The following is a 22,399-nucleotide window of genomic DNA, read 5'->3' on the forward strand; positions in this document are numbered from 1 at the left end:
CTATGAACGAATTTAAACGCGCAGGACTGGACAAACTGGTAGACGGGCGGCTTAATCTCCGCTGTGCGAACTATGGCTACCAGTACAGCGATATTATGCTTGCGCTATTCTGCATATATCTCTGCGGCGGTGACCACATAGAGGATATTACAACCATATTGAACAAGTATCTGAGCACTGCCCCAGATGCGAGGATACCAAGTTCTGACACCATCGCCCGTGGGCTGAAGGAGCTGAGCGCCATGAGTATAGCCTATACGAGTAAAGCTGGCAATGTATATGCGCATGATCCTGCCATGAAACTAAACTCCTTGATGCTTGACATGGCATTGCTGCTTGGCCTTCTGAAAAAGGGGCAGGGCATTGATGTCGACTTTGACAACGAGTTCATCCCCGCTGAGAAAAGCGACGCGCTGTATTCCTATAAAAAACAGCGCGGCTACTTCCCGGGCGTGATGACATCCGGTCCGCTGATAATCGGCATTGAAAACAGGCAGGGCAACTCGAATGTCAAGTTTGAGCAAGTGGAAGAGCTGACACGCATGCTGGACAATATCGAGGCTCACGGACTTTATGTGCGCATGTTCCGTGCCGATTGCGGCTCGTTCATCAAGGAACTTGTTGAGGAGCTCTTTCTTCGGACAGAGACGTTTTACCTCCGTGCCAGCAGCTGTGCGGACCGCAGGCAGATGTATGAACAGTGCAAGGATTGGCGTCACACGTCGGTAAACGGCCAGGAGATGGATGTCACGTCATTTGAATTCACCGAATTCCTTTCCGACTGGCATTTGCGGCTTGTAGTGCAGCGCACCAAGATGGATGCGGAACAGGGAGAGCGGTTCCTGCCCGGCATGGAATATATGTACCGCGCCATACTGACCAGCGACCATAACAGCACCGAAGAACAAGTCATTGACAAGTACAATCAGCGAGGCGCCTGCGAGAAGAATTTCGACGTTCAGAATAACGACTTCGGTTGGGCTCATCTCCCGTTCTCAACCATGGAGGACAACACGGTGTTCCTTCTCTTTACCGCCATGCTGAAGAATTTCTATCAGTACTTGTTGTCAAAGGTCAGCGCAATCTTTCCCGGTATAGACATGAAAAGTCGCCTTAAGCGCTTTGTCTTTGCCTTCATTGTTGTTCCGGCTAAATGGGTCCGTGTCGCCAGGCAATGGACTCTGAATATCTACACTAAGAACAGATGGTTGCACTACTGGACCATTTTCAACGCCAGCTACGGATGAGCCAAACGTTTTGGAGGGTTAACAATTTAACATCCCTAATGGGGGTAAGGGGGGCTTTATACGCTCATATCAGTTAGGATATGGCAAAAAGTCAGTTTGAACAAGAGAAATCGCATTCTGGGCGGTTTTGACCGCAATGACCTGAGACTATTAGTAGGGTTGCGGAATTGAGGAGGCAGAGATAGAAGATTTCAAGATGGAGAAAGAACAGATTTATCGGCAGACCACTTCACAGATAAAGTCGCTTATTGACGGCGTTGACAACAAAGTTGGCGCTCTAGCCAATGTTGCAGCTGCATTGAAAGAGACATTCAGCTATTACTTCTGGGTGGGCTTTTATATTGTCAAAGGTGAGATTCTTGAACTTGGACCGTTTCAAGGACCAGTTGCCTGCTACACAATAAAGGAAGGAAAGGGCGTTTGTGGTACTGCTTGGAAACTGAGGAAAACTATCGTTGTTCCCGATGTCGAGAAGTTCCCCGGTTACATTGCATGCTCGTCAAAGTCACGTTCGGAGATTGTCGTACCAGTCTTCAAAGGCAGTGATGTCGTTGCTGTTATAGATGTCGACAGCGCCAACCTTAATGCCTTCGATGATAAAGACAAGGAAGGACTGGAAACTATAGCGAAAATGATTGAACCTTTATTCTGAATCTGTATAAACGGAAAGAGGGGCTATCTGAATTTCAGGTAGTCCCTCTCCGAGTTTTTGTGCCCGCCATAGAAGATTATTGATTATAATATGTTATCCATGCAATGAATAGTGTATGGGTATATAATCAAGAAGGGACTTGACTGATATATTGTTATTAATAGACTCCATTAATTTACTTGAGATAACTATGCGGAGTTGAGCAGGCTTTTTATCATCTCGTAAATCTCACGGTTCACTCGGGCAAAGTTTCTGTTCAGCATAACTTCCTTCTGACGGGTATCCTTGAAGGCGTAGATCTTGGGGAGGTCAACGTATTGAGCTTCTTCCTTCTTGATTTCTGCCATATTGAAGTTGGTCTTGCAAAAATACTTGGTTGTCTTGAACTCTGGACTATCCTCAAGATTGATGCTGCTGAAGGAACTGCGCTCCGTGGGGGTGAAGTCACGGGCAGCCTGTCCAGCAAGCCAGCCGGTGGCTATGTCGGGCTCTTTCTCGAACATCTTCTGCTGTCGGGTTGCTAAGAGGGTCTTGAGCTTGTTGGCGGTACCCACCTCACTGAAATAGAACGGTGGCAGCTAGATGGCCTCGTCCTCAGTCTTCAAGCCCTCGGCGGCAATCATTTGGTCAAGGGCGGACTTTATGGAGGCTTTGTCGGTTTCCAAGAGCTTTACTCCTGCTTCCACGAGTTGGTCGCGATGGGCATAGACGTGTCCTTCGTTGACCAATTGGTTGAGGGTGTAGAGGATGCCGCTTCGACAACGCCGCACGTCGTTCTTGCCGTAGCCCATTTTTGCGGCGATGGAGTCAGCGGTCTTGAAGCCGATGCCCCAAATGTCATCGGCAAGGCAATAAGGATTGGCCTTTACCTTGTTGATGCTCTCTTTGCCGTAGGCCTTGTAAATCTTGGCGGCGTAGGCGGTGCTGACACCATTGCCCTGGAGGAACACCATCACGTCCTTGATGTCGAGCTGCTTCATCCACGAGTCGTGAATCTTCTTGATGCGTTTGGGACCGATGCCGTCCACCTCGCCGAGCCGCTGGCTGTCCTTCTCGATAATGTCGAAGGAGTCCATGCCGAACTTGGTTACAATGAGCTTGGAGAATTTTGGACCGATACCCTTGACGAGTCCGCTGCCAAGATACTTTTCCAGTCCGAAGAGCGTGGCGGGCATGGCTTCCTCATAGCTCTCGACGACAAACTGGCTGCCGTACTGCCGGTTGACTTTCCACTGGCCGTCAGCGATGAGCACGGTGCCCACGGTCACGTCGAGCATGTTGCCGACCAAAGTGACGAGGTCGTCATACCCCTTCACCCGTGCCTTCAGTATCGAATAGCCATTCTCGCCATTTTGATATGTAATCCGCTCTATGACCGCGCGCAGCTTCATAATGATGATACAAAAGTACGAAGTTTTGGCGAGAATATATCGAAATATATGAAAAAGCCGGTACCATCAGAAAGGGCAACGGAGTCTGGCTACTGACAACGGTGAGCATGCAATACATCTACAAACTGTTTCTGTACGCCAATGGCGTGACTCCCGTCTGTTTCTTGAAATAGCGGTTGAAAGCGGTGGGCTCCGGGAAGTTCAGCCGTTCGCTGAGTTCGCAAATCATCATGTCGGAGTGCTTTAGCAGGAGCTTGGCTTCCGTCGTCGTTGTGCGATGTATCCAGTCCATCACTGACAGTCCGGATTGCTGCCGTACCACATCGCTGAGGTGGTTGGGGGTAATGTGGAGTTGCTCCGCATAGAAAGGAATGTTTCGCTGTGTGGTTCCATACTGCCGCAGCAAGTGGATGAAACGTGCCATTATTTCTTCTCCTCTTGACTGCCTGCTGTTATTCCCGTCATACATCGTCTTATTGAGGCTTGATGCATCGGCCACCATAGCAAGAAAGAGAAGACTGACGGCGGTGTCGCACACCTTGGCGCGCGTCATTTGTTCGTAAAGAAGGTCAAAGTAAGTGCCGAAGCGCTTGCTGTTGGTTGTATCCAATAACAGGTGTAGCATTTCCTTGGGCAGGAGGCGGCCGGTGCCATTGCTGTCAACACCTGGAAAATCAATAACCGTCAGAGCCTCAGCGGCAAAGTCCTCGCTGAGACTCTGAACCTCTACGACGGTATCTGAAGGAAGGACGAGTATCTCATTGCCTTGCAGAGGATGGTCGACCAGGTTGATACGATACGATGCCCTTCCGGCTAATATATGCAGCAGCCTCCATTCGGCAAGTCTCATAGGCTGCCCGATGATTATTTGTTTTTTTACAATTTCCGACTGTCTCACAAGGATGAAATGTTGTCCCACCACATTCCTATAATCTTGGTTGCGTGACACTTGGTCACCGCTGATGCGATTTTTGATGTCGGCGGCATCTATGGTCTCTATTCCTTTCATGATAAGATGGATTTTTTGCAAAGGTAATACTATTCCGTGAAATTGTACATAAAAGCGGGCTTTTTGTTTGTCTATGGCTTAATGATTCATAGTAATTTTGCATTCGAAATATAAAATATCAGAAAAATGAAAAGGTTTATAAAGTATTATGCGCTGGAAATTTACACCGTATTGGCTCTGTCGTTTATTGTTGCTGCGGCTGTTATAGGCAACTTGTCAACTGTTCAGAAACTTGTGGTCGTCGATGCGCTGTTGTTCGTCCTGCATGAATGGGAGGAAGGGCATTATCCCGGTGGGTTCATCAAACTGATTTCCGGCCTTGTCGGTATAAAAGTGGATGATGAGATGAGCCGTGCCAGCAGGATTCCCGCCGGTATTCTGCTGCTGACCCTTAGCATCGTACCGTTTGTTTTCGACACGACACCTTTGATAACCATTGCAGTGGCAACCTTTGGCATCATAGAATGCTTTGTACATACGCTTGGCATTCGTCTGTTCCACACAAAGCAGTTCTATACGCCCGGTATGGTAACGGCATGGTTGGAGTTTGTCGTAAGCGTTATGATGATAACCTATCTTGCAGTGAACGATATTGCCCGGTGCTATGACTATGTCTTTGGTCCATTGCTAATGATTGTGTGCTTTGGGCTTCTCCAGAAGACCATGACACTCATGGTGGGTATTCGTTACAGTGATATGCCGAAAATGATAAGACGGCAGTGGACGCGGCGTGGTTGAGCCCGCATGCTTTGAAAAATATAAACACCTTTTCGATACCTATCGTTTTGCGTTGCGAAACGGTCCGTTTGAGGACGCGAAACGGTCCATTTCAGCTCGCGAAATGGACTGTTTTGCAACGTCAAATGGGTCAACTTTGTATATGTCTGATACTAAAATAGTTACGGCGTCGGGTTATTTTGTTTGTTAGAACGAAAAATTATGACACTTCCCGCTCCTGCCATCAATTCTTTATGGATAGTCTTTCAGTAATTCTTTCGTCTGTGGGCGGTTGCACGAGTTAGCTTATGGTATCTGAAGGCTGACTTGGCGGGGAGATGCAGACAATAGCGGCATCCACTCGTCGGAAGGGCATCGTCGACAAGTCTGCTCCCTGCCGCGGATCTTGGAGGTTCCCGGGTGCTTCTTTCTTGCCACACGTGCGCGCCTCGGTGAAGAATGCCATATGATTGAGAATTATTGTAAAGTAATTCTGCCCTTGGGCTATCCTCTGCCGAGACCTTACTTATGCGTCTTTTAGTTGTTTCTCCTCAATATTAAAATAGATTTTGCGGATGATCTAAATGCGGAGAAGCCAAACGGCGAAGAAACCGTTGCTGACCATCTCAGAGATGGTTCCCCACGGCTCGGGAACATGTAGTATGCGCTTAAGAAACCATACAACAAGGTCAATGTTAAACAGCCAGTTCCAAATCTTATCCTTGTCGATAAAGGTAAGACATTTGCTTTCACCGATGGGGATATATACATCAGCCGACGATTCTATGAATTTGTACATACTGCGGATGGTCACTTTATATCTGCCGGGAGGTAATTTGACGTGGGCCTCATTTCCCTTGATCACGCCCAATAGCTGGTCGTTGATAAGCAGGTAATGAGGTCTCATTGCCATCAACTTGCCTTTTGGCGATATTATGAGTTGTGATTGCAGCATGATTATTTGCTTTACTTCTGCTCTACTGCCTTGGGGGTCCAGTTGTTGAAGAATCGAAGGACTTTGACTTTGTTGTAGCCTTGGCCTTCTTCCAAGAAGCTGGAGTCCTGAATGTGGATGACTTTACCGTTCGGATCAAGAACGACAAAGACAGGGAAACCAAAACGCTGCGGGTTGTCGAGACGCTGCATCAAGGCTTTTGCTGCCTTGACCTGCTCTTCACCGCCAGACTTGCGTGGATTGTAGTTGACGTGGATGTAGACGAAGTTATCGTTGACAACTTTTGCTATGTCGCTGTCCTTACTGATAAATTCGGCAAAGCGAAGGCACCACGGACACCAGTTGCCACCAACCTGACAAATGACATACTTTTCTGGATTGGCTAACTTTGCCGTTGCTACAGCCTTGTCAATCTGCTCCATAGGGTTGATGGTCTCATCATAGACTTTCTTCAATCCTGTCTGTGCGCTCGCAATGATTGTTACGAGTACAAATGCTATTGTAAGAATGTTCCTCTTCATAATACTACTGTATTTTTTACCACAAAATTAATGAATTAATTGGCAAAGACAAAGAAAGGCAGCCCAAAAAATAATAATGTGAATATAATTTGTTTATTCATAATTGCAGTCCTTTGTTGTTTACGTTGGCAAAGGTACTGCAATTATGCTTTAGTATAGTTTCCTCAAAAGTTATTTGTGTTTTATCGAGAAGTTCAATTATGATTGCGCATCCCTTGTAGAACATTCAAGGCTTTCTCTGCTTTATCGGTTGGCACAAAGATGTGGTCATGGTAGTATGCCGCAACCACATTCGCACTGATACCGGCATTGCCGAGTGCCGTAGAGAATGCAGCTGTAAGTCCTACTGCATCAAGCGATGAATGTACGTGAAGGGATATGAGACGGAAAACAGAACACATATTCGCCTGGCTTTAGTACTGGCTCCATTGAGCCTATAAGCGTCTGTAGATCTGTTATTCCTGACATATTTACTTGCGCATTCTCATTAGTTCAATAGCTTCTTTGCCAGTCATGTGCTCGATATCAAGTTCTATCATGCACATTGCCTTGAAACTCTTGTGAATTTCAGCCACTAATGCCTCTTCGTCGTTTGGATTGTAACGGTTGCCGAGCAGACGTACAGTCTTCATCTTGTCCTCGTCATTGTCCAAAATATGTATATGCCCGAAACAGATGACGGAACGGAAATAAGTCGTGTACTCCTTTGGCTTTACTTCATCCTTCTGAATGACAGAGAACGAAGCCTTGTCGCAACTTCGGATGGCGTCAATCTTATGTCCCTTCAGTGCAGAATGGAAGAAGATTTTACCATCGGCATAGACAAAACTAATGGGAAGTGAGTAAGGGTAACCGCCGTCACCTAACAGAGCGAGAGTGCCTGATGTAGCGTTGTTGAGAATATCAATGCACTCTTCCTCTGAGAGCTGCTGGTGCTTGCGGCGCATAGGACGGAATTCGAATTGTGTTGTCATCATGCTGAAACTGCTTGAAGTCCGATGATGGACAGGATTAATGTTGTGATAAAGAAAAATTATTTGGATTGGGCAAATATTACCTTAACTCAATAGAATATACACTGCGCAGGCTGCCAAAAGTAATGCCATAACTGTGTCAATCTGCCGTGGATAGCGGTTGAAAAAGTTATGTAGTTTTCCTCCGGCAAAGAGATAAACAAGGTTTGCACCGGGACCGGCTATCTCAAAGAGTGCAGTTACTATAAGCAGGTCAGATACTCTGTTTGAATAAGGCAATACGAATGTTGTGTATGCCATTAAGTCGAAGAGGATAATCTTTGCGTTGGTAAGCTGCACTATCATTCCAGAAAGAAATGTGCAAGTCTTGTCGCTTTCCTTTGCCTTGCTGGAACTGCGGTAGATCTGCCATGCTAAATAAAGGATGTATGCACAGCCGATATATTTTAGTATTACCACATATTTACCCATCATCGCTCCGACAAGATGAGTGATGATTGCCACAATGACTGCTGCAATGGTAAAGCCAGCTACCTGTCCGAACCACATAGTCATGGCTTTCCTCGCTCCATTCTTCATTGAGCAATGAAGCGAGAAGAGATTGGCAGGACCCGGCGTGAAGCCCACAAGGACGATTGCCATCAGAAGGGAAGGAAGTAATGTAACAGGCATTTTATATTGTTTCTTAGAATAGAGTAAGGGCATCGAGCATGTTGCCGACCAGAGTGACGAGGACATCGTACCACTTTACCCTTGTATTCAGTATCGAATAGCCGTTCTCACCTTTTCGATATCTAATTGGCTCTATGACTTTGCCCAACTTCATAATGATGTTACAAAAGTACGAAGTTTTGGCGAGAACATAGCAGTAGAGAGAGAAAAAAGCCAGTATCATCATACTATATGCTGGTGATACCGATTAAACAGACAACAATGGAAAAGAAAAACATAGGTGCCAAACTGGCACTCTACTCAACACCGGCGGTCGTCGTCAGAACCGTGGACGACAACGGCAAGGCCAACTTCCTGCTCGTAGCCCATGTGGGCATCGTGTCGCACAACAAGCTGCTGGCCAGCATGCACAATGCCCATTTCGGCAATCACATCATCAAGGAGACCGGCAAGCTGTCGCTCAACATCATCACGCCCGACTTTCTCGCCCAGGCCGACTATACCGGCACCGTCTCGGGAGCCCAGGTCGACAAGAGTCATGTTTTCGACTATTACCTCGGAGAGAACGGCACCCCGGTTATCGAAGCCAGTCCGCTGACCATGGAGTGCGAGGTGGTGGACCGCTACGACATTGACGGCTTTGAGAACTTTATCTGCTCTGTGAAGAACACTTACGTCGCCGAGGACCGCCTTGACGAAAAAGACAAGCCCGATATTCGCGTCTGCGTCCTGTACTCTTGGAGATGCCTACTTATAAGTATCTTGCCACCGGCGAGGTGCTCGGTGACTGTGTCAAGCTCGGCAAGGCATGGTACAAGGAGCAGGAAGAGAAAACAAACACTGCGGGATAACACCCATTGTTCTGGCCTTGCCTCTGTACGGAAAAGTTACGGACAGCGAAAAGCGAAGAAAGATTGACTTTAAGGAGAAAATGGAGTGCGTGAGAATGGCTGATATAAAGGATTGGAAAGACATGACCCTGCTCGAAAACAGGCAAGTAAGGAGACTGCTGGACCTCAAATGTAAGAAAAGAAAAACGGCTTAAATTTTTGACAGCCTATATGAATATATACGCTAAACAAACGAGTCGCATGATTTTCCCGAGCTGCACTTGGTAAATGCGATCAATGCATTAAAGAAACCTCCATTTGAGACACTATACAATTTGGCCCTTGCTTTGCCGTTTCTGGCTTAGCAAGGGCTTTCTTTCGTAGAAAGCCCGTTTAAACTTCCCCTTGTTTTAGTCTCTGCATAATTATTTTTGCCAATATTATTGGTAATTTCTTGCAGATATGGCCATTTATTTGTACCTTTGTATAGTTCTTTTAATTATATAGATACTATACATATTTATGGCTATTCCAGAAGAGATAAAGTCAGTCGCCCGCCCCAAAAGTACGATAGTCCGACAGAGAGGCAGTCGTTTTGTCGTCATAAAAAGGACGAGCAAAAGAATTAACGGGAAGCCTATCCCCGTAGACCAAGGAACGGTAGGAGAAATTGTAAACGGCAAGTTTGTCGAGGGCTCATATATGCGCAAGAAAAATCAAGTGGATATTAAAGATTATGGAGAGGTGGCTCTCTGTGACAAGTACGGCAGTGGACTTCTTCAAGAACTCGCCAAGGTTTGGAATCTCGACGATGCAAAGCGCCTCTATGTCATTGCCTTGCTCCGTGCTTCATATGGAGGCATCATGAACCGTGACTTGCAGATACAGTACCTCTGCTCATTTGCATCAGAGATGTATCCGGGAGTGCATTTGTCTGAGACGGCAGTGTCCGGGTTTCTTGTGAAGATAGGCAAGGCGTACTCCCTTATCTGTGAGTTCATGCGCAATAGGGTGAACACCTTTACCGGCGGTGACATGGTTATCGATGGCATGCTCAAGGACTACAATGCCAAGACGGGGAGTCTGTCGGAGTTCTCGCGCAAGGGAGCGAAGAAAGGCTCCAAAGATATCAGCTTGCTGTATGCTTTCAACCCATTGACGCGTGAGCCCATAGCGGCAAAGCCTTACGCAGGCAACATGCTGGATCAGACGGCGATAGACGACTTTGTAGCGGAGTATGAGATTAAGAATGGTCTGATGGTATTCGACAAGGGTTTCTACAACGACAAGCTTTTTGAGAAAGTCGACAAGATGGAAGGACTGGCATACCTGATACCGTTGAAGCAGAATTCGGCGTTCATAAAGAATTACAAGATGGATGAGCCGACAATGCCATTGAAAGACTATAAGGACGGAACGATTCTATACAAAAAGCAAAAAATGTCAAACGGCAAGTTCCTCTACTCTTTCCGCGACCCGAAGGCAGCCTCCGAACAGGAGATTGGATATGTGCAGAATGCCAACAAGAAAGATAACTTCAAGGCAGAAAGCTATGTCGAGAGGAAAGGTTTATTCGGTCTGATTGTCTTCAAGTCAAAAGCTGACCTTGACCCATTAACCGTCTATTTAGCCTATTCCCAGCGATGGTCTGTGGAGACTCTGTTCTGGCTATACAAGAATATCGTTGACCGTGACACGGTAAACGTGCATTCCGACTACAGCGTATATGCCACCGAACTGATTAATTTTCTCTCCGTCGTCATAACGACAAGGGTTAAAAATGAGTTTGTCAAGCTGGGGCTAAGCAAGAAATATTCTTACAAGGCTATATTCAGATACCTTTCAAAATACAAGAAGGTGAGAACCAAAGATGGTGGTAAATGGGGTACGGCAACCATGCTTAAATATATAGAAGAGCACTAGTGTCCACTTAAATCCTTTAACATTCGCTTAAACTGCCCTTAGGTCAGACATTTACAAGCATATACTTTACGTGTACTTTTCAATTTTGTACCTTTGCATGGCTATAGTCAAAAGTTACAAATTGTAAGTACATCGTAAAATATGCACAAAGGTCAGTTCATCTTCACTCAGGTCTGCAAGTTCTTGCCCAAACGAGCTTTTGATTGTCTTGTAAATAAATATGATGGCAATAAGTGGGTAAAGTCATTCACTTGTTGGAATCATCTCCTTGTTTTGATATACGGTCAACTCTCCAATAGAGAAAGTCTAAGAGACTTGGTGACATCACTCGCTCCCTTTCGTAATATGTTTCATCACCTCGGGTTTGGAGCCAACGTAACGAGGAGCAACTTGTCCAAAGCTAACGAGCAACGCGACCCAAGAATATTTGAGGAGTATGCACTCAAACTTATATCAATAGCAAGAGAGAAACGCACAGGCTTAAAGGACTTCTTCATTAGCAACAATGTGTATGCGTTTGATTCTACCACTATATCTTTATGTTTGTCTGTGTTTTGGTGGACGAAGCTTCATCACGGAAAAAGTGGCGTAAAGGTACATACACTATTTGATGTCAAGAACAGCATTCCTTCGTTTGCCATAATCACTGGCGCGGAAATACACGACTCGCAAGTCATGGATCAGATTCCATATGAGGTGGACAGTTTTTATATCTTTGACCGTGCATACATGGACACAAAGCAATTATATGCCATTGACAAGGTTGGGGCATTCTTCGTTGTGAGAGAAAAACAAAGGATGGTTTACGAAGTAGTAGAAGATAAGCGATACAACAATCCTAAGACGGGGGTCATGTCAGACACTTTGATTAAGCTTACCGGTCAAAAGACCAAGAAGCAATATTCTAAGCCATTGCGGAGAATCGTATTCTATGACAAAGAAAAGAACCGTACCTTCGTTTTTTACACGAACAACATTGAGGTGTCAGCGGAAGACGTAGCCCTGCTGTACAAATACAGATGGAGCGTTGAGCTCTTCTTCAAATGGATGAAGCAGCATCTACGCATAAAGGAATTCTATGGCACGACAGAGAATGCAGTAAAAATTCAAGTATACGCAGCTATCACAACCTATTGCCTTGTGTCTATCATAGAGACAGAAATGGCTGAGGAAATGACAACATACGAGGTACTAAGAGTCTTGTCGACTTCACTACTGATAAAGATGCCACTGAGACAGCTGTTAAGCAGTTGTCAAGAAGAATTACTTCTTGAAAATAAACGTGAGATAATTAACACCAACAAATATATTCAGTTAGAAATACCCTTCGACGAATGGTAAGTTACAATCAGTAAGCAAAGCCGAATGTTAAAGGATTTAAGTGGACACTAGTGATAGAAGAGCTAGTTGCTATGCTTGGTGTATAGTGTCTCAAATGGAGGTTTCTTTAATGCATGAATATGTACGCTAACTCACATTGCAGCTATATTTCTGCTAACCTCCTGATTTCCAGGACTCGTTTTTTTTGATATCTGAATTTAAGAGAATTTACACATAATTGCAGGGGTGAGCCGAGGGTCTGCTGCAATGTGGGTTAAAAGCAGAAATTATTATAGATGCTATGGCCTCTTTACCCATGCCGTTGGCGTAAGACCGGTGTGGGCCTTGAAATAGCGTGTGAAGAAGGCCATATCGGAGAACTTGAATTCGGCGGCAATCTGCTGAAGGGTCATGGTGGTGGAGCGCAGACGGAGTTTGAGCTGCAAGACGATATATTCATCAATGAGACTCTTCGGTGTGAGCTTGGCCTTCTTTGCAGTGATTATCCCAAGGTATTTTCGTGTTATACACATCTCATCGGCATAGTCACCCACCTCGTGCCACTCGCGGTAATGCTCCTCGATAAGTTCCATAAACTTCCTGAAGAGTTCTTCCGTCCGCGATGTGTAGCGACGCACACGCTGCGGATGAGCCTTTGTAATAAAATCGTAGAATCCCAAGAAAAACGTATTCAGCTGGAGCATCACAATACGGTCAATGCTCTGACAGAACTGCTCTTCGAAATAATAGCGCAGAAGATAGAAAAACGTCTTGCCTGCACATTGCGCTATCCGCGTATCAGTACATATCCTGTCATCTTTGAGTTCACGGAAGACAGCCTGCTCGATATTCAGACTCGACTCTCTGAGCAGTTGCGACGAATAGCGAATGATGTCCGCCTGGTAATCATCACTGCATTCAAGCCACCAAACGGTATCGCCGGGGAAAAGAGTCAATACATTGTCGGCATGCATCTCGAAGGTGTCAAAGTTCACTTGAATAGAAGCCCTGCCCGTGTAGCAATAGATTATTGCTCCATGGTCAATGACGTGCCGTTCGCGTTCAAGACTGTCAGCGCCCATTGACGCAAACTCCGATTCATCAGCTGTGTATGTAACACCATGCTTCCGGATAGTGCTATTTATTCCTCTATTGAATTTCATTACTTTTCTTATAACATTATGTAGTATATCATATTACATTATTAAAATAAGAATATTCTTGTTTCATCTGCAAAAGTAGTGATTTTTTTGTATTTATGTGAACATTATTCCCAAATCGTCAATAATCTTGGATTTTTACGAATAGATTTATCCGTCATTTAGCCGTACCTTTGCACCCGAAAAACAAGTACTCAGGAGATCCATGTTTTCAAATAGAATATGCTAACAATACGAATAATGAACAAAAGACTATTTTTGCTTACAATCGGTCTCGTGTCGGCAGCGTTCTGTTTTGCCCAGGGCACACGCCGCCTTACCATCAATGGTGTCTTTGATCTCATAGAGCAGAACAGCACTTCGCTCCGTGAGCAGAAGACCGGGATCGAGTCTGCCGCGGAAGGTGTCAAGGACGCCAAGAGCCAGCGCCTTCCCGACATCGGCACACAACTCTCGGGGTCATATCTTGGCAACGCATTAATGACCGACCGTTCCTTTGGCGACGCGCATGGCCTGCACACTCCTCACTGGGGTAACACACTCAATATTGACGTGCGACAGCCGATATATGCCGGCGGTGCCATAGATGCCGGTATAGAGATGGCCAAGCTCGGCCTCGAGAGCTCTAAGCTCAGCACATCGCTGAACCGCTCGGCTCTTCGATTCAATGCGCTGACGGAGTATCTCAACCTCGAAAAGATAGAGAACCGCAAGCGGGTGCTGAAGGCGAACATTGAGCTGACGCAGAAACTCATCGACGATATCAAGGCACGCTACTCACAGGGGGTAGCACTGAAGAACGATGTCACACGGTATGAGCTCCAGATGCAGCAACTCCGTCTTGCCCTGACAAAAATTGACAACCAGCGTGCAATCATCAACCACCAGCTGTGCAACACCCTCGGACTTCCTGAGGGAACAACAGTAGAGCCTGCCGACGACGTCACGCTGATGACCTTCCCGAAGGACGGTGAGGCCTCATGGCAGCAGACAGCGACTGCAAACAGTCAGCAACTGCAACTCTCTGAGGTCAATGCCAGTCTTGCAAAGCAAAAAGAAAAAATCGCACGCAGCGAGATGTTACCAAAGGTAGCAATCGTGGCCAATAACAACTTCAATGGTCCTATCACCTTCGAATTGCCGCCGATAGACAAGAACCTAAATATATGGTACGTGGGAGTGGGGGTGACTTATCAGCTGTCGTCGCTCTTCAAAAGCAACAAGAAGCTCCGTCAGGCAAAGCTCCAGAGCAGACAGGCACAGGAACAGACAGCCGTGGCACGCGAACAGCTCAACAATGCTGTCCAGGCGTCCTACACTGAATACCTCCAGAGCTATGTGGAACTGGAGACTCAGCAGAAGAACGTCCAGCTCGCCCGTGAGAACTATGATGTCGTGAACGAGAGATACAACAATCAGTTGGCACTTATCACCGACATGCTCGACGCCAGCAATATGCGCCTTGACGCCGAGCTGAGCGAGGCCGACGCAAAGATTGCAGTAGCAGAAGCTTATTATAAGATGAAATATATTTCAGGAGAAATTTGATTATGAGAAAGAGAAAGCAGGTCCTTCAGGCCTATAACATTGTAGTGATAGCCTTACTGGTTATCGGAGTTGTATATATTTGTGTTCGTTTCCTGCATCCGGGATTTAACGAGTGGACCGACAACGCAATGGTTCACCGCGATCTCACGCCGGTCAACGCCCGCGTTCAGGGATTCGTCAAGGAAATCCGTCTTCAGGAATTCCAGTATGTCCATAAAGGTGATACGCTCGTCGTTCTCGAGGATACCGAGCTTGCCCTTCAGGAGCAGCAGGCTGAGGCCAGCGAACAGGGAGCGCAGTCGGGTGAGCAGGCTGTATCAGCCGGTATGACCACCACCGACCGCAATGTTGCCACGGCCAATGCCGGTGCCGCTGTGGCAGGATCGGGCGAGCAGATAGCATCGGCGCAGACATCCGCTGCCGGTGCCGCCGTACAGTCGTCGCAGGCAAGCACTGACGAGATGCGCGTGGAGATGGAGAACGCACATAAAGACTTTAACCGCTACGAGCAACTCCTTGCGAAAGGGGCTGTCACCCAGCAACAGTACGACAACGCACGCACTGCCTATGAGAGTGCACGCAGCCGCTACCAGAATGCTGTGGCACGCCGCAACCAGGCCGTAGCACAGCACAATGTGGCACGTGCCAACCAGAAAGCGGCAAGTGCACGGCTCGCACAGGCGAACGCACAGACTCTGTCCACCGCTTCGATAAAGACACAGCAGGAGCATGCTCTCACACAGAGCCGCGCAGGTGTGAAGGCAGCACACTCCGGCAGTGAGCTCGCACGTCTGCGCCGGTCATACACCGTCATCACAGCACCATGCGACGGATATGTGGGCAGGAAGAATATATACGTCGGACAACTGATACAGCCAGGACAGTTCATCATCAATATCGTAAATACTGACCACGTTTGGATTATTGCCAACTATCGTGAAACACAACTGAAGAATATCACTGTCGGAGCTAAGGCTACCTTCCAGGCCGATGCCATTCCGGGCGTGACATTCAACGGTCGCGTCGAGTCCATATCCCTCGCTACTGGTGCGGCATACGGCAACATGCCTGTCGACAACTCCACCGGCAACTTCGTGAAAGTGGAACAGAGAGTACCGGTCAGGATTGAACTGACGAAAGACAACAACCCGAAGGAAGTGGCGAAACTCATTTCCGGACTGAACGTTGAGACGAAAGTGGATTATTGATTATCGATTAATAAAAAAACAACTATGCCAGGACCACCAATATTAAACGGGCCTTTCACTATGCCCATGGTCAAGGACTTCATACCACGCCGCATGCAGCCATGGCTATATATTGTCTTCGCTGTCATCTTCCAGATGGTCGGCGGAGTATATATGGGCAGCATGCAGCAGATGGTCGGCGAGTGGAGCGTGATGCGCGAGGACGTTACGTTCATAGCCATGTGCGGAATAGTGGGAGTGGCAATGCCATTCCCAATACTCTTCCGACTCAAATTCCGGTATACCAACCGCCAGCTCGAGATCTTCGCCGTCAGCGGAATGATCATTTGCAACTTGCTGACATTATGGGTACGCTGGATACCGCTGCTGTGTGTCATATCATACGTCTGCTGCTACATGAAACTGATGGCAACATTCGAGATAATGTCAAACATTCAGTTGTGGATGACTCCGAAACGGGACTTCCGCATATTCTTCCCTTTACTGTACATTATAGTATTGTGCGATATGAGTCTGTCGAGCTTTATGGCAAAGCAGCTCACCTACTATTTCGGGACATGGGAGGCGATGCAAGTGTTCATCATTGCCCTACTGTCGCTCGTGCTGATATTCTTCATGACATGCACTAAGGACTTCCGATTCATGAAACCGCTGCCATTCGTTTCCATCGACTGGCTCGGCGCGCTCCTCTGGTCCATCGTCCTTTTGCAGGTTATATGGCTCTTCACCTATGGGGAGTACTACAACTGGTTCGACGGAGCCGTCTTCCGGCACGTCCTGTATGCTCTGCCGGTGAGCATCTATTTTGCCATTCAGCGCATGCGGCATGTGCACCATCCGTACATCGACCCGAAGGCATTCCACTATAAGACTCTGTGGCCAATACTCTTCATGTTCGCCGTCGCAGAGCTGATGAACTCGACGCCTATGGCATTGGAGAATGTCTTCACAGGACAGATTCTGCACTATGGCTTCCTCACCTCATCACGCTTCGACCTCATAGTCATTGTCGGGAATATCACCGGCTGTCTGTTCTGTCTGTGGTGGATGAAGATGCTCAAGTTGCCATACACACGACTGCTGACCATCGGATTTGCTTTCCTGTTAGTCTACCAGATATGTATGTACGGACTTATCAGTCCGGTAATAGACATAGAGGTGCTCTACTTCCCGACCTTCATCCGCTCCTTCGGCTATACGATCTTCTTCGTCACGCTGACACTCTATCTTCAGGAGCTCATGCCTTTCGAGCACTTCTTCATGGGACTGACCATTGCGGGATTCATCCGCAACGGCGTCGTCGATTCTGTCTGCACGGGAGTATACTCTTATCTGCTGCGCTATCACGTTGCCGACAACCTCGCCCGCGCCCTGCCCTTCGACACCACGCAGAGCATCATGATGGGCATAAAGCAACTCTACGGCATCACCTGCATCGGAGGATGCGCCTTCATGCTGCTGATGATGCTCTACCATGTGCAGCCCGTCCGCTCCACGCTAAAGCATGTGCCATATTGGAACAAACTCGGACAGCAGATGCGGCGCGAGCTTGAACACTAGACTTAAACTTTTTCATACCCGGCCATGACCCGACCTCGACGGAGGCGGACCATGGCCTTTTTAGCAACAAGGATTCCGGAGCTATCGCTTGTCGTTCAAAAGTATTAGGAATTCATTCCGAAAAGTGTCTAAAACTTGTGCTTACAGTTGCCTTTGTTCATCGTACGATAATCTGGTACTGAGTGGATAAAATTTAACAAATCTCGGCTCAGCAAATGCGGTTTTTCAACCGCCAGGCTCTTAATCCCTTATAGGGAAGAAAAAATGTAAGAAACGAAAAACGGCTTATTTTTTTGACAGCCTACTTTAGGATAATATGTAGAATGTGGCTATCTTTATATCAGACAACAGTTGATTGTTGATTATTTTGCTGATGATACCATGCTACATTTACCGCAGAGTATCCGCAGAATATCGAGACGGATGCTGTAAAACTCCTTATTCGTTCTTATTTTTCGGAATAAAAAGACTACCTTTGTGGCGAGTTAGCATCTTAACTATTTAATAATTACATTATGAACAAACTTTTACTATTGGCAATGGCCGCTGCTTTGCCGTTGCAAACACTTTCAGCGCAGGAGAAGGTGCCCACGCTCTACGGCAACCTCATCTTCATGAACAGCTTCGAGAACACCTATGACAGCCGTTTGGGCGTCTATTCCTTTCCCGCTTCGGAGAACAATTTCGCTCTGACGCCATTGGCGACGAGTGTCAACTTCAACGCTACTGGCAATGGCGTTATGGATGGAAAGACGTATAACTTCCTCATGAGCGACTCTTATGACGGCGAGGATTATACGCAGCTCTACACCTACGACATGGAGACGTGGAAGTTAACGCGCAAGCCCATCGACGTCGACAACACCATGTGCGCGGCCGATTTCACCGTCGACCCCACTACTTGCAAGACTTACGGCCTCTGCACAAGCTGGAGCGGAAAGTTCGAACTCTGCGAGATGGACTTCACGAGCCCCGACCGTAAATCGTTAGGAGTTGTCGACTCTACTTACTGCACACTGGCTGCCGATGCCAAAGGCGACCTCTACTCTATCAGCGCCAAGGGTAATCTGGTTAAGCTCAGCAAGGCAGGTGTGCCTACTTATGAGGGATCACTGGGACTCGACAAGCAGAGTTTGGAAATCTACAACAGGGTCCAGAGCGCGACATTTGACCCGTCGACCGGGCTGATGTATTGGGCTGCACAGCTTTGGGACAATAAGAATGCCAAGTTAGTGAGTGCACTCTACTCGCTCGATGTGGCCACTATGACACTGAATAAGATTGTTGACTTCCCCGAGAACGCGCAAATCGTGTCGCTCTACATACCGAAGCCTAAGGCCGCCGACAATGCGCCAGGAGCGTCAACGGATATCAGCAAGCAGTTTGATGGTGGCTCACTGACGGGAAAAATTCTTTTCACCGCTCCTACAACCACTTATGGCGGTGGCGAGCTGAGTGGCAATCTGACTTACGAAGTCTCTGTCGACGGCGTAGTATTGGCTACCGGCAACACTACCCCCGGTGCCAAGGTCTCGGCCCCTGTAACCGTTGCAAAGGAAGGTACAGCACGCTTCGAAATCACCGTCAGCAACGATGCCGGCAAGGGAGAGCCCGCTGTATGGCGCAGCTATATTGGCCTCGACGAGACATCGGTGCCAACAGACGTGAAGATGACCGTTGCCGACGACAAAGCCACCATCACATGGCAGGCTCCCGACTCTACGCTGCACAAAGGCTATTTCGACCCTAACACGCTGAAATACAACGTATATGCATATCGTGGTACGAATAAACAACTTGTGGCTGAGAATGTTGAGGGCAACAAGGCTGAGTATGCTCTTGCGGCTGATGGTTATGCCAAGTATCAGTTTGGTGTCGTTGCGGTCAATGGTTCGCATCTCTCTGATGAGGCCAAGACTGCCGATTTTGCATATGGTCCAGCTGTCGACGTAACGGAGGATAAACCGTACAAGGAGACATTCGATACCGAGAGCTCTTTCGATGCTTATACCAGCATCGACGCCAATGGCGACAAGAAGGTCGAGGATTATCCCGACTATGGGTTCAGCATCAAGAGCGGATTCTGGGATTATGCCGCTTACGAGGAAGCTCTGGAGTATCAACCCAACAGTTTAGGTGCTGCCGACGACTGGGTGCTCACACCTCGCTTTAATCTCAAGAAGGGCAATACTTACGAGCTCTCGTTCACAGCCTGGAGACAGAACAAACGATACAACGAGAAGTTCCAAGTGGCTTATGGCCAAGGTTATGCCCCGAGTCTCTACACCAATGTCTCGGAGGTGTTCTCGCCCGATACGCTGGCCGGAACCGACAAGGTGGCTACCATCTATACGTTCAACATCAAACCGGAGGCTGACGGTGATTATATGTTCGGTTTTCACGATTTCAGTGATGCCGCTAACAGCTACTACGTTTATCTCGACAACGTACAGCTCAAGCTCGCAGCTGCAACGGGCATCGACGAATTGATGACCGAAGCACGTCCGTCGGCATTCGATGTTTACAGTGTCAGCGGTGTGCTGCTGCGTCGCCACGCCACTTCGCTTGCAGGACTCCCCAAAGGATTATATATCGTTGGCGGCCGTAAAATTTTGGTAAAATAACCTCACTCAGACTGATTCTTTTCGCACGGATTATGCATCCTTATATCGGGATATGTAATCCGTGCGATTTGTTTTATAGCTCCTCTCAAACATAACCATACATTCATTCTGTCGCTTTCAATATTTTCCTCTCGGGAATTAGATCTCTTCTTCGTCGCGGCGAGCGTTCTTATTAGGGCGCAATGGGTAAATGATTGTCTTGGCGTGTGGAAACAGCTCTATGGCTTTCAATATTTTCCTCTCGGAAATTCGGTTTTTTCGCCGTCGCGGCGAGGGTTTGTCAGATGTGCTGCCGGAATCTATGATTGTCGTGGCGGTGGGGGACCGCCCGTGGGGGAAATGGGAATTCGGTGAGGATTCGTTCTGTCGGCAAAGGTAGCAAACAAAATCGCCGATTCCAAATTTTCGCCCTATATTGCCGTTAAAATCTGTTAACAGCGGCCGAAAAACATCATTTTCCCATATTTATTGTTTGCGCGGGGCGTATTTATTGTATAGAAAGCGCATATTTATTGTTTGTCAGTCAATAAGCAGATGCCCATAAAGGGAATGTGGTAATAGGCGACAAAGCAGATTGCTTCCTGTAATATTGTCTACATGCGATAGCTATAAATGTTACGGTGTTACGCTGTTACGTTGTTACGGTTGGGGGAAATTAGGTCGAAGCCAATTAACAATGATGCTCCTAAAATCTAACCCAAAATTCCCATGCGTCGCACCGTCGCATAAGGCCGATTCTGACATGCGACGGGGAATTCGGCCAAAATGAGACTATAGAGTAAAAATATATTATATTATTATATATTATAATATAGTATATATAATTAATAATAAATACTTTATATAATTACATATTATTTCTTCTTATTTTACATTTCTAATTTTGCAGACATGCGATAGCTATAAATGTTGCGTTGTTGCGTTGTTGCGTTTGGGGAGAATGTTCGGAGACATCCGGGCTATCGAAAGAGACGGCGAACCGTGGTTAGTGGGAAAGGACGTGGCCGTGGCACAGGGATACGCTGACGCGTTCGGAGCACCCAAGAAGCATGTTGATGATGAGGATAAGCAAAACTGCCAAAACAGCAGTTTTGAATCTCCACGCGGCATGACCATCATCACCGAGTCGGGGCTCTACTCCCTCGTCCTCTCCTCCAAGCCGCCGCAGGCGAGGCTGTTCAAGCACTGGGTCACGGCCGAGGTGCTGCCCACAATCCGACGCCACGGTGCCTACGTCACGACTTCCACCATGAAGCTCATCACATCGCGCATCCGGAGTTTGGCATCATTACTTGTGCTGCACCTATCCACTTGCAGGGGCGGCCTTTATGGCCGTCCGGTCGGTCGCCAGACCGAATCTCTGCATTTATTTCCGACGCACAACCATGTCTAATGTTCTGCGTAACCATCTGATATTGAGACGTTTGCAGCACTCAACCACAGTAGGGGTGGGATTTATCCCAATCCTCGCTGCTGCTGGGCAATTGCTTTGTATCTTGTCCGCTGTTGGTAGGACGGGGATAAACTCCGCCACTACGGTGGATGAGTGCTGCAATGACTTCATCATCAAGTAATTACGCTCTTCTTCCCACGCTACAAATGCCAATTGATCATGGAATAAAGGTCAATGCTAATTGGATAGAAACGTTATTGAGACGGGTGAGGATGGGGTAACAAAATGTGACCCCATGTTGATCAGGTTGAACGATCGTTCACCCGTTTGCCAGGGTAAGGGAGGATTACGAAACGGGGGGAACAGCCTTCAGCATAGGAAGGGGGACTAAAACGGGGCAGCCTTGTAAACGGAGATTTACGCCCCTCGTCGGCTATAGGCTGCCATAGTGAAGCATAGGAAACTATAGGACTCGATAGGAAACCGCAGGACTCGATAGGCTGGCTATAGGAAACTATAGGAAATCATAGGAACTATAGACAACTATAGGCAACCATAAAACTCGATAGGCTGGCATAGCCTCGACAGACAGCCATAGGAAATTATAGGCAGCAATAGAATAATCGCTTGACCGGCAGCTGCTATAATGGCAATAAGGAGGGAAATGACGTTTTCAGGCTGCTTTTAACGGATTT

Annotated in this window: 19 protein-coding genes and 1 pseudogene; 11 read left to right on the forward strand and 9 right to left on the reverse strand. The window is 47.3% G+C overall.

Going from position 1 to position 22,399, the window contains the following annotated elements:
- Positions 1-2: 2 nt before the first annotated feature.
- Both LDN30_RS10485 and msrC read left to right on the forward strand, forming a co-directional pair.
- Positions 3-1,247 (forward strand): IS1380 family transposase, encoded by a 1,245-nt coding sequence (locus LDN30_RS10485; protein WP_223929452.1) that lies wholly within the window; start codon positions 3-5, stop codon positions 1,245-1,247.
- Between the two features lie 196 nt (positions 1,248-1,443).
- Entirely contained in the window at positions 1,444-1,899 is a 456-nt protein-coding gene (gene msrC / locus LDN30_RS10490) for a free L-methionine (R)-S-oxide reductase MsrC (RefSeq protein ID WP_223928148.1), read from the forward strand.
- Between the two features lie 188 nt (positions 1,900-2,087).
- Here the strand turns inward: msrC and LDN30_RS10495 are convergent.
- Both LDN30_RS10495 and LDN30_RS10500 read right to left on the reverse strand, forming a co-directional pair.
- Positions 2,088-3,293: pseudogene (locus LDN30_RS10495) on the reverse strand (helix-hairpin-helix domain-containing protein).
- A gap of 115 nt (positions 3,294-3,408) precedes the next feature.
- Positions 3,409-4,299: a helix-turn-helix domain-containing protein gene (locus LDN30_RS10500; RefSeq protein ID WP_223928147.1), complete on the reverse strand. Its 891-nt coding sequence runs from the start codon at positions 4,297-4,299 to the stop codon at positions 3,409-3,411.
- A gap of 126 nt (positions 4,300-4,425) precedes the next feature.
- On the opposite strand from LDN30_RS10500, the gene LDN30_RS10505 reads away from it, so the two are divergent.
- A complete protein-coding gene (locus LDN30_RS10505) occupies positions 4,426-5,037 on the forward strand; it encodes an HXXEE domain-containing protein (RefSeq protein WP_223928146.1) in 612 nt (203 codons plus the stop codon).
- A 559-nt stretch (positions 5,038-5,596) separates the two neighbouring features.
- On the opposite strand, the gene LDN30_RS10510 is transcribed toward LDN30_RS10505, so the two are convergent.
- The 6 genes from LDN30_RS10510 to LDN30_RS10535 form a co-directional block, all read right to left on the reverse strand.
- Complete coding sequence (locus tag LDN30_RS10510; protein ID WP_223928145.1) at positions 5,597-5,923, reverse strand: hypothetical protein; 327 nt, start codon at positions 5,921-5,923, stop codon at positions 5,597-5,599.
- 59 nt (positions 5,924-5,982) lie between these two features.
- Positions 5,983-6,492: a thioredoxin family protein gene (locus tag LDN30_RS10515; RefSeq protein WP_223928144.1), complete on the reverse strand. Its 510-nt coding sequence runs from the start codon at positions 6,490-6,492 to the stop codon at positions 5,983-5,985.
- Between the two features lie 194 nt (positions 6,493-6,686).
- A complete protein-coding gene (locus tag LDN30_RS10520) occupies positions 6,687-6,893 on the reverse strand; it encodes an ACT domain-containing protein (protein WP_223928143.1) in 207 nt (68 codons plus the stop codon).
- The gene (locus tag LDN30_RS10525; RefSeq protein ID WP_223928142.1) at positions 6,844-6,960 is read right to left on the reverse strand and encodes an ACT domain-containing protein; all 117 of its coding nucleotides are present in this window, start codon (positions 6,958-6,960) and stop codon (positions 6,844-6,846) included. Before LDN30_RS10525 ends, LDN30_RS10520 begins: the two co-directional genes overlap by 50 nt.
- Positions 6,961-6,962: 2 nt before the next feature.
- Positions 6,963-7,466 carry a pyridoxamine 5'-phosphate oxidase family protein gene (locus LDN30_RS10530; protein WP_373316569.1) on the reverse strand — a complete coding sequence of 168 codons (504 nt, stop codon included), beginning with the start codon at positions 7,464-7,466 and terminating at the stop codon, positions 6,963-6,965.
- Between the two features lie 84 nt (positions 7,467-7,550).
- On the reverse strand, positions 7,551-8,138 hold the full coding sequence (locus LDN30_RS10535) for a LysE family transporter (protein ID WP_223928140.1): 588 nt from the start codon (positions 8,136-8,138) through the stop codon (positions 7,551-7,553).
- 261 nt (positions 8,139-8,399) lie between these two features.
- On the opposite strand from LDN30_RS10535, the gene LDN30_RS10540 reads away from it, so the two are divergent.
- The 3 genes from LDN30_RS10540 (at position 8,400) to LDN30_RS10550 (ending at position 12,232) form a co-directional block, all read left to right on the forward strand.
- Positions 8,400-9,056 (forward strand): flavin reductase family protein, encoded by a 657-nt coding sequence (locus LDN30_RS10540; protein WP_223928139.1) that lies wholly within the window; start codon positions 8,400-8,402, stop codon positions 9,054-9,056.
- A 434-nt stretch (positions 9,057-9,490) separates the two neighbouring features.
- Entirely contained in the window at positions 9,491-10,891 is a 1,401-nt protein-coding gene (locus LDN30_RS10545) for a transposase (RefSeq protein ID WP_223929453.1), read from the forward strand.
- 141 nt (positions 10,892-11,032) lie between these two features.
- Entirely contained in the window at positions 11,033-12,232 is a 1,200-nt protein-coding gene (locus tag LDN30_RS10550; protein WP_223925691.1) for an IS4 family transposase, read from the forward strand.
- A gap of 278 nt (positions 12,233-12,510) precedes the next feature.
- On the opposite strand, the gene LDN30_RS10555 is transcribed toward LDN30_RS10550, so the two are convergent.
- On the reverse strand, positions 12,511-13,374 hold the full coding sequence (locus LDN30_RS10555) for a helix-turn-helix domain-containing protein (protein ID WP_223928138.1): 864 nt from the start codon (positions 13,372-13,374) through the stop codon (positions 12,511-12,513).
- Positions 13,375-13,611: 237 nt separating this feature from the next.
- On the opposite strand from LDN30_RS10555, the gene LDN30_RS10560 reads away from it, so the two are divergent.
- The 5 genes from LDN30_RS10560 to LDN30_RS10580 all read left to right on the forward strand — a co-directional run bounded on the left by LDN30_RS10560 (position 13,612) and on the right by LDN30_RS10580 (position 21,704).
- A complete protein-coding gene (locus tag LDN30_RS10560) occupies positions 13,612-14,919 on the forward strand; it encodes a TolC family protein (RefSeq protein ID WP_223928137.1) in 1,308 nt (435 codons plus the stop codon).
- Between the two features lie 2 nt (positions 14,920-14,921).
- Positions 14,922-16,127, forward strand: a complete 1,206-nt coding sequence (locus LDN30_RS10565) for an HlyD family secretion protein (protein ID WP_373316561.1) — start codon at positions 14,922-14,924, stop codon at positions 16,125-16,127.
- Between the two features lie 24 nt (positions 16,128-16,151).
- A complete protein-coding gene (locus tag LDN30_RS10570) occupies positions 16,152-17,687 on the forward strand; it encodes an efflux MFS transporter permease (protein WP_223929454.1) in 1,536 nt (511 codons plus the stop codon).
- 515 nt (positions 17,688-18,202) lie between these two features.
- Entirely contained in the window at positions 18,203-20,311 is a 2,109-nt protein-coding gene (locus LDN30_RS10575) for a choice-of-anchor J domain-containing protein (RefSeq protein ID WP_223929455.1), read from the forward strand.
- Between the two features lie 940 nt (positions 20,312-21,251).
- Positions 21,252-21,704 carry a BRO-N domain-containing protein gene (locus LDN30_RS10580; protein WP_223929456.1) on the forward strand — a complete coding sequence of 151 codons (453 nt, stop codon included), beginning with the start codon at positions 21,252-21,254 and terminating at the stop codon, positions 21,702-21,704.
- Positions 21,705-22,399 lie beyond the last annotated feature (695 nt).

Source organism: Prevotella lacticifex, from assembly GCF_019973375.1.
Lineage (GTDB): Bacteria > Bacteroidota > Bacteroidia > Bacteroidales > Bacteroidaceae > Prevotella > Prevotella lacticifex.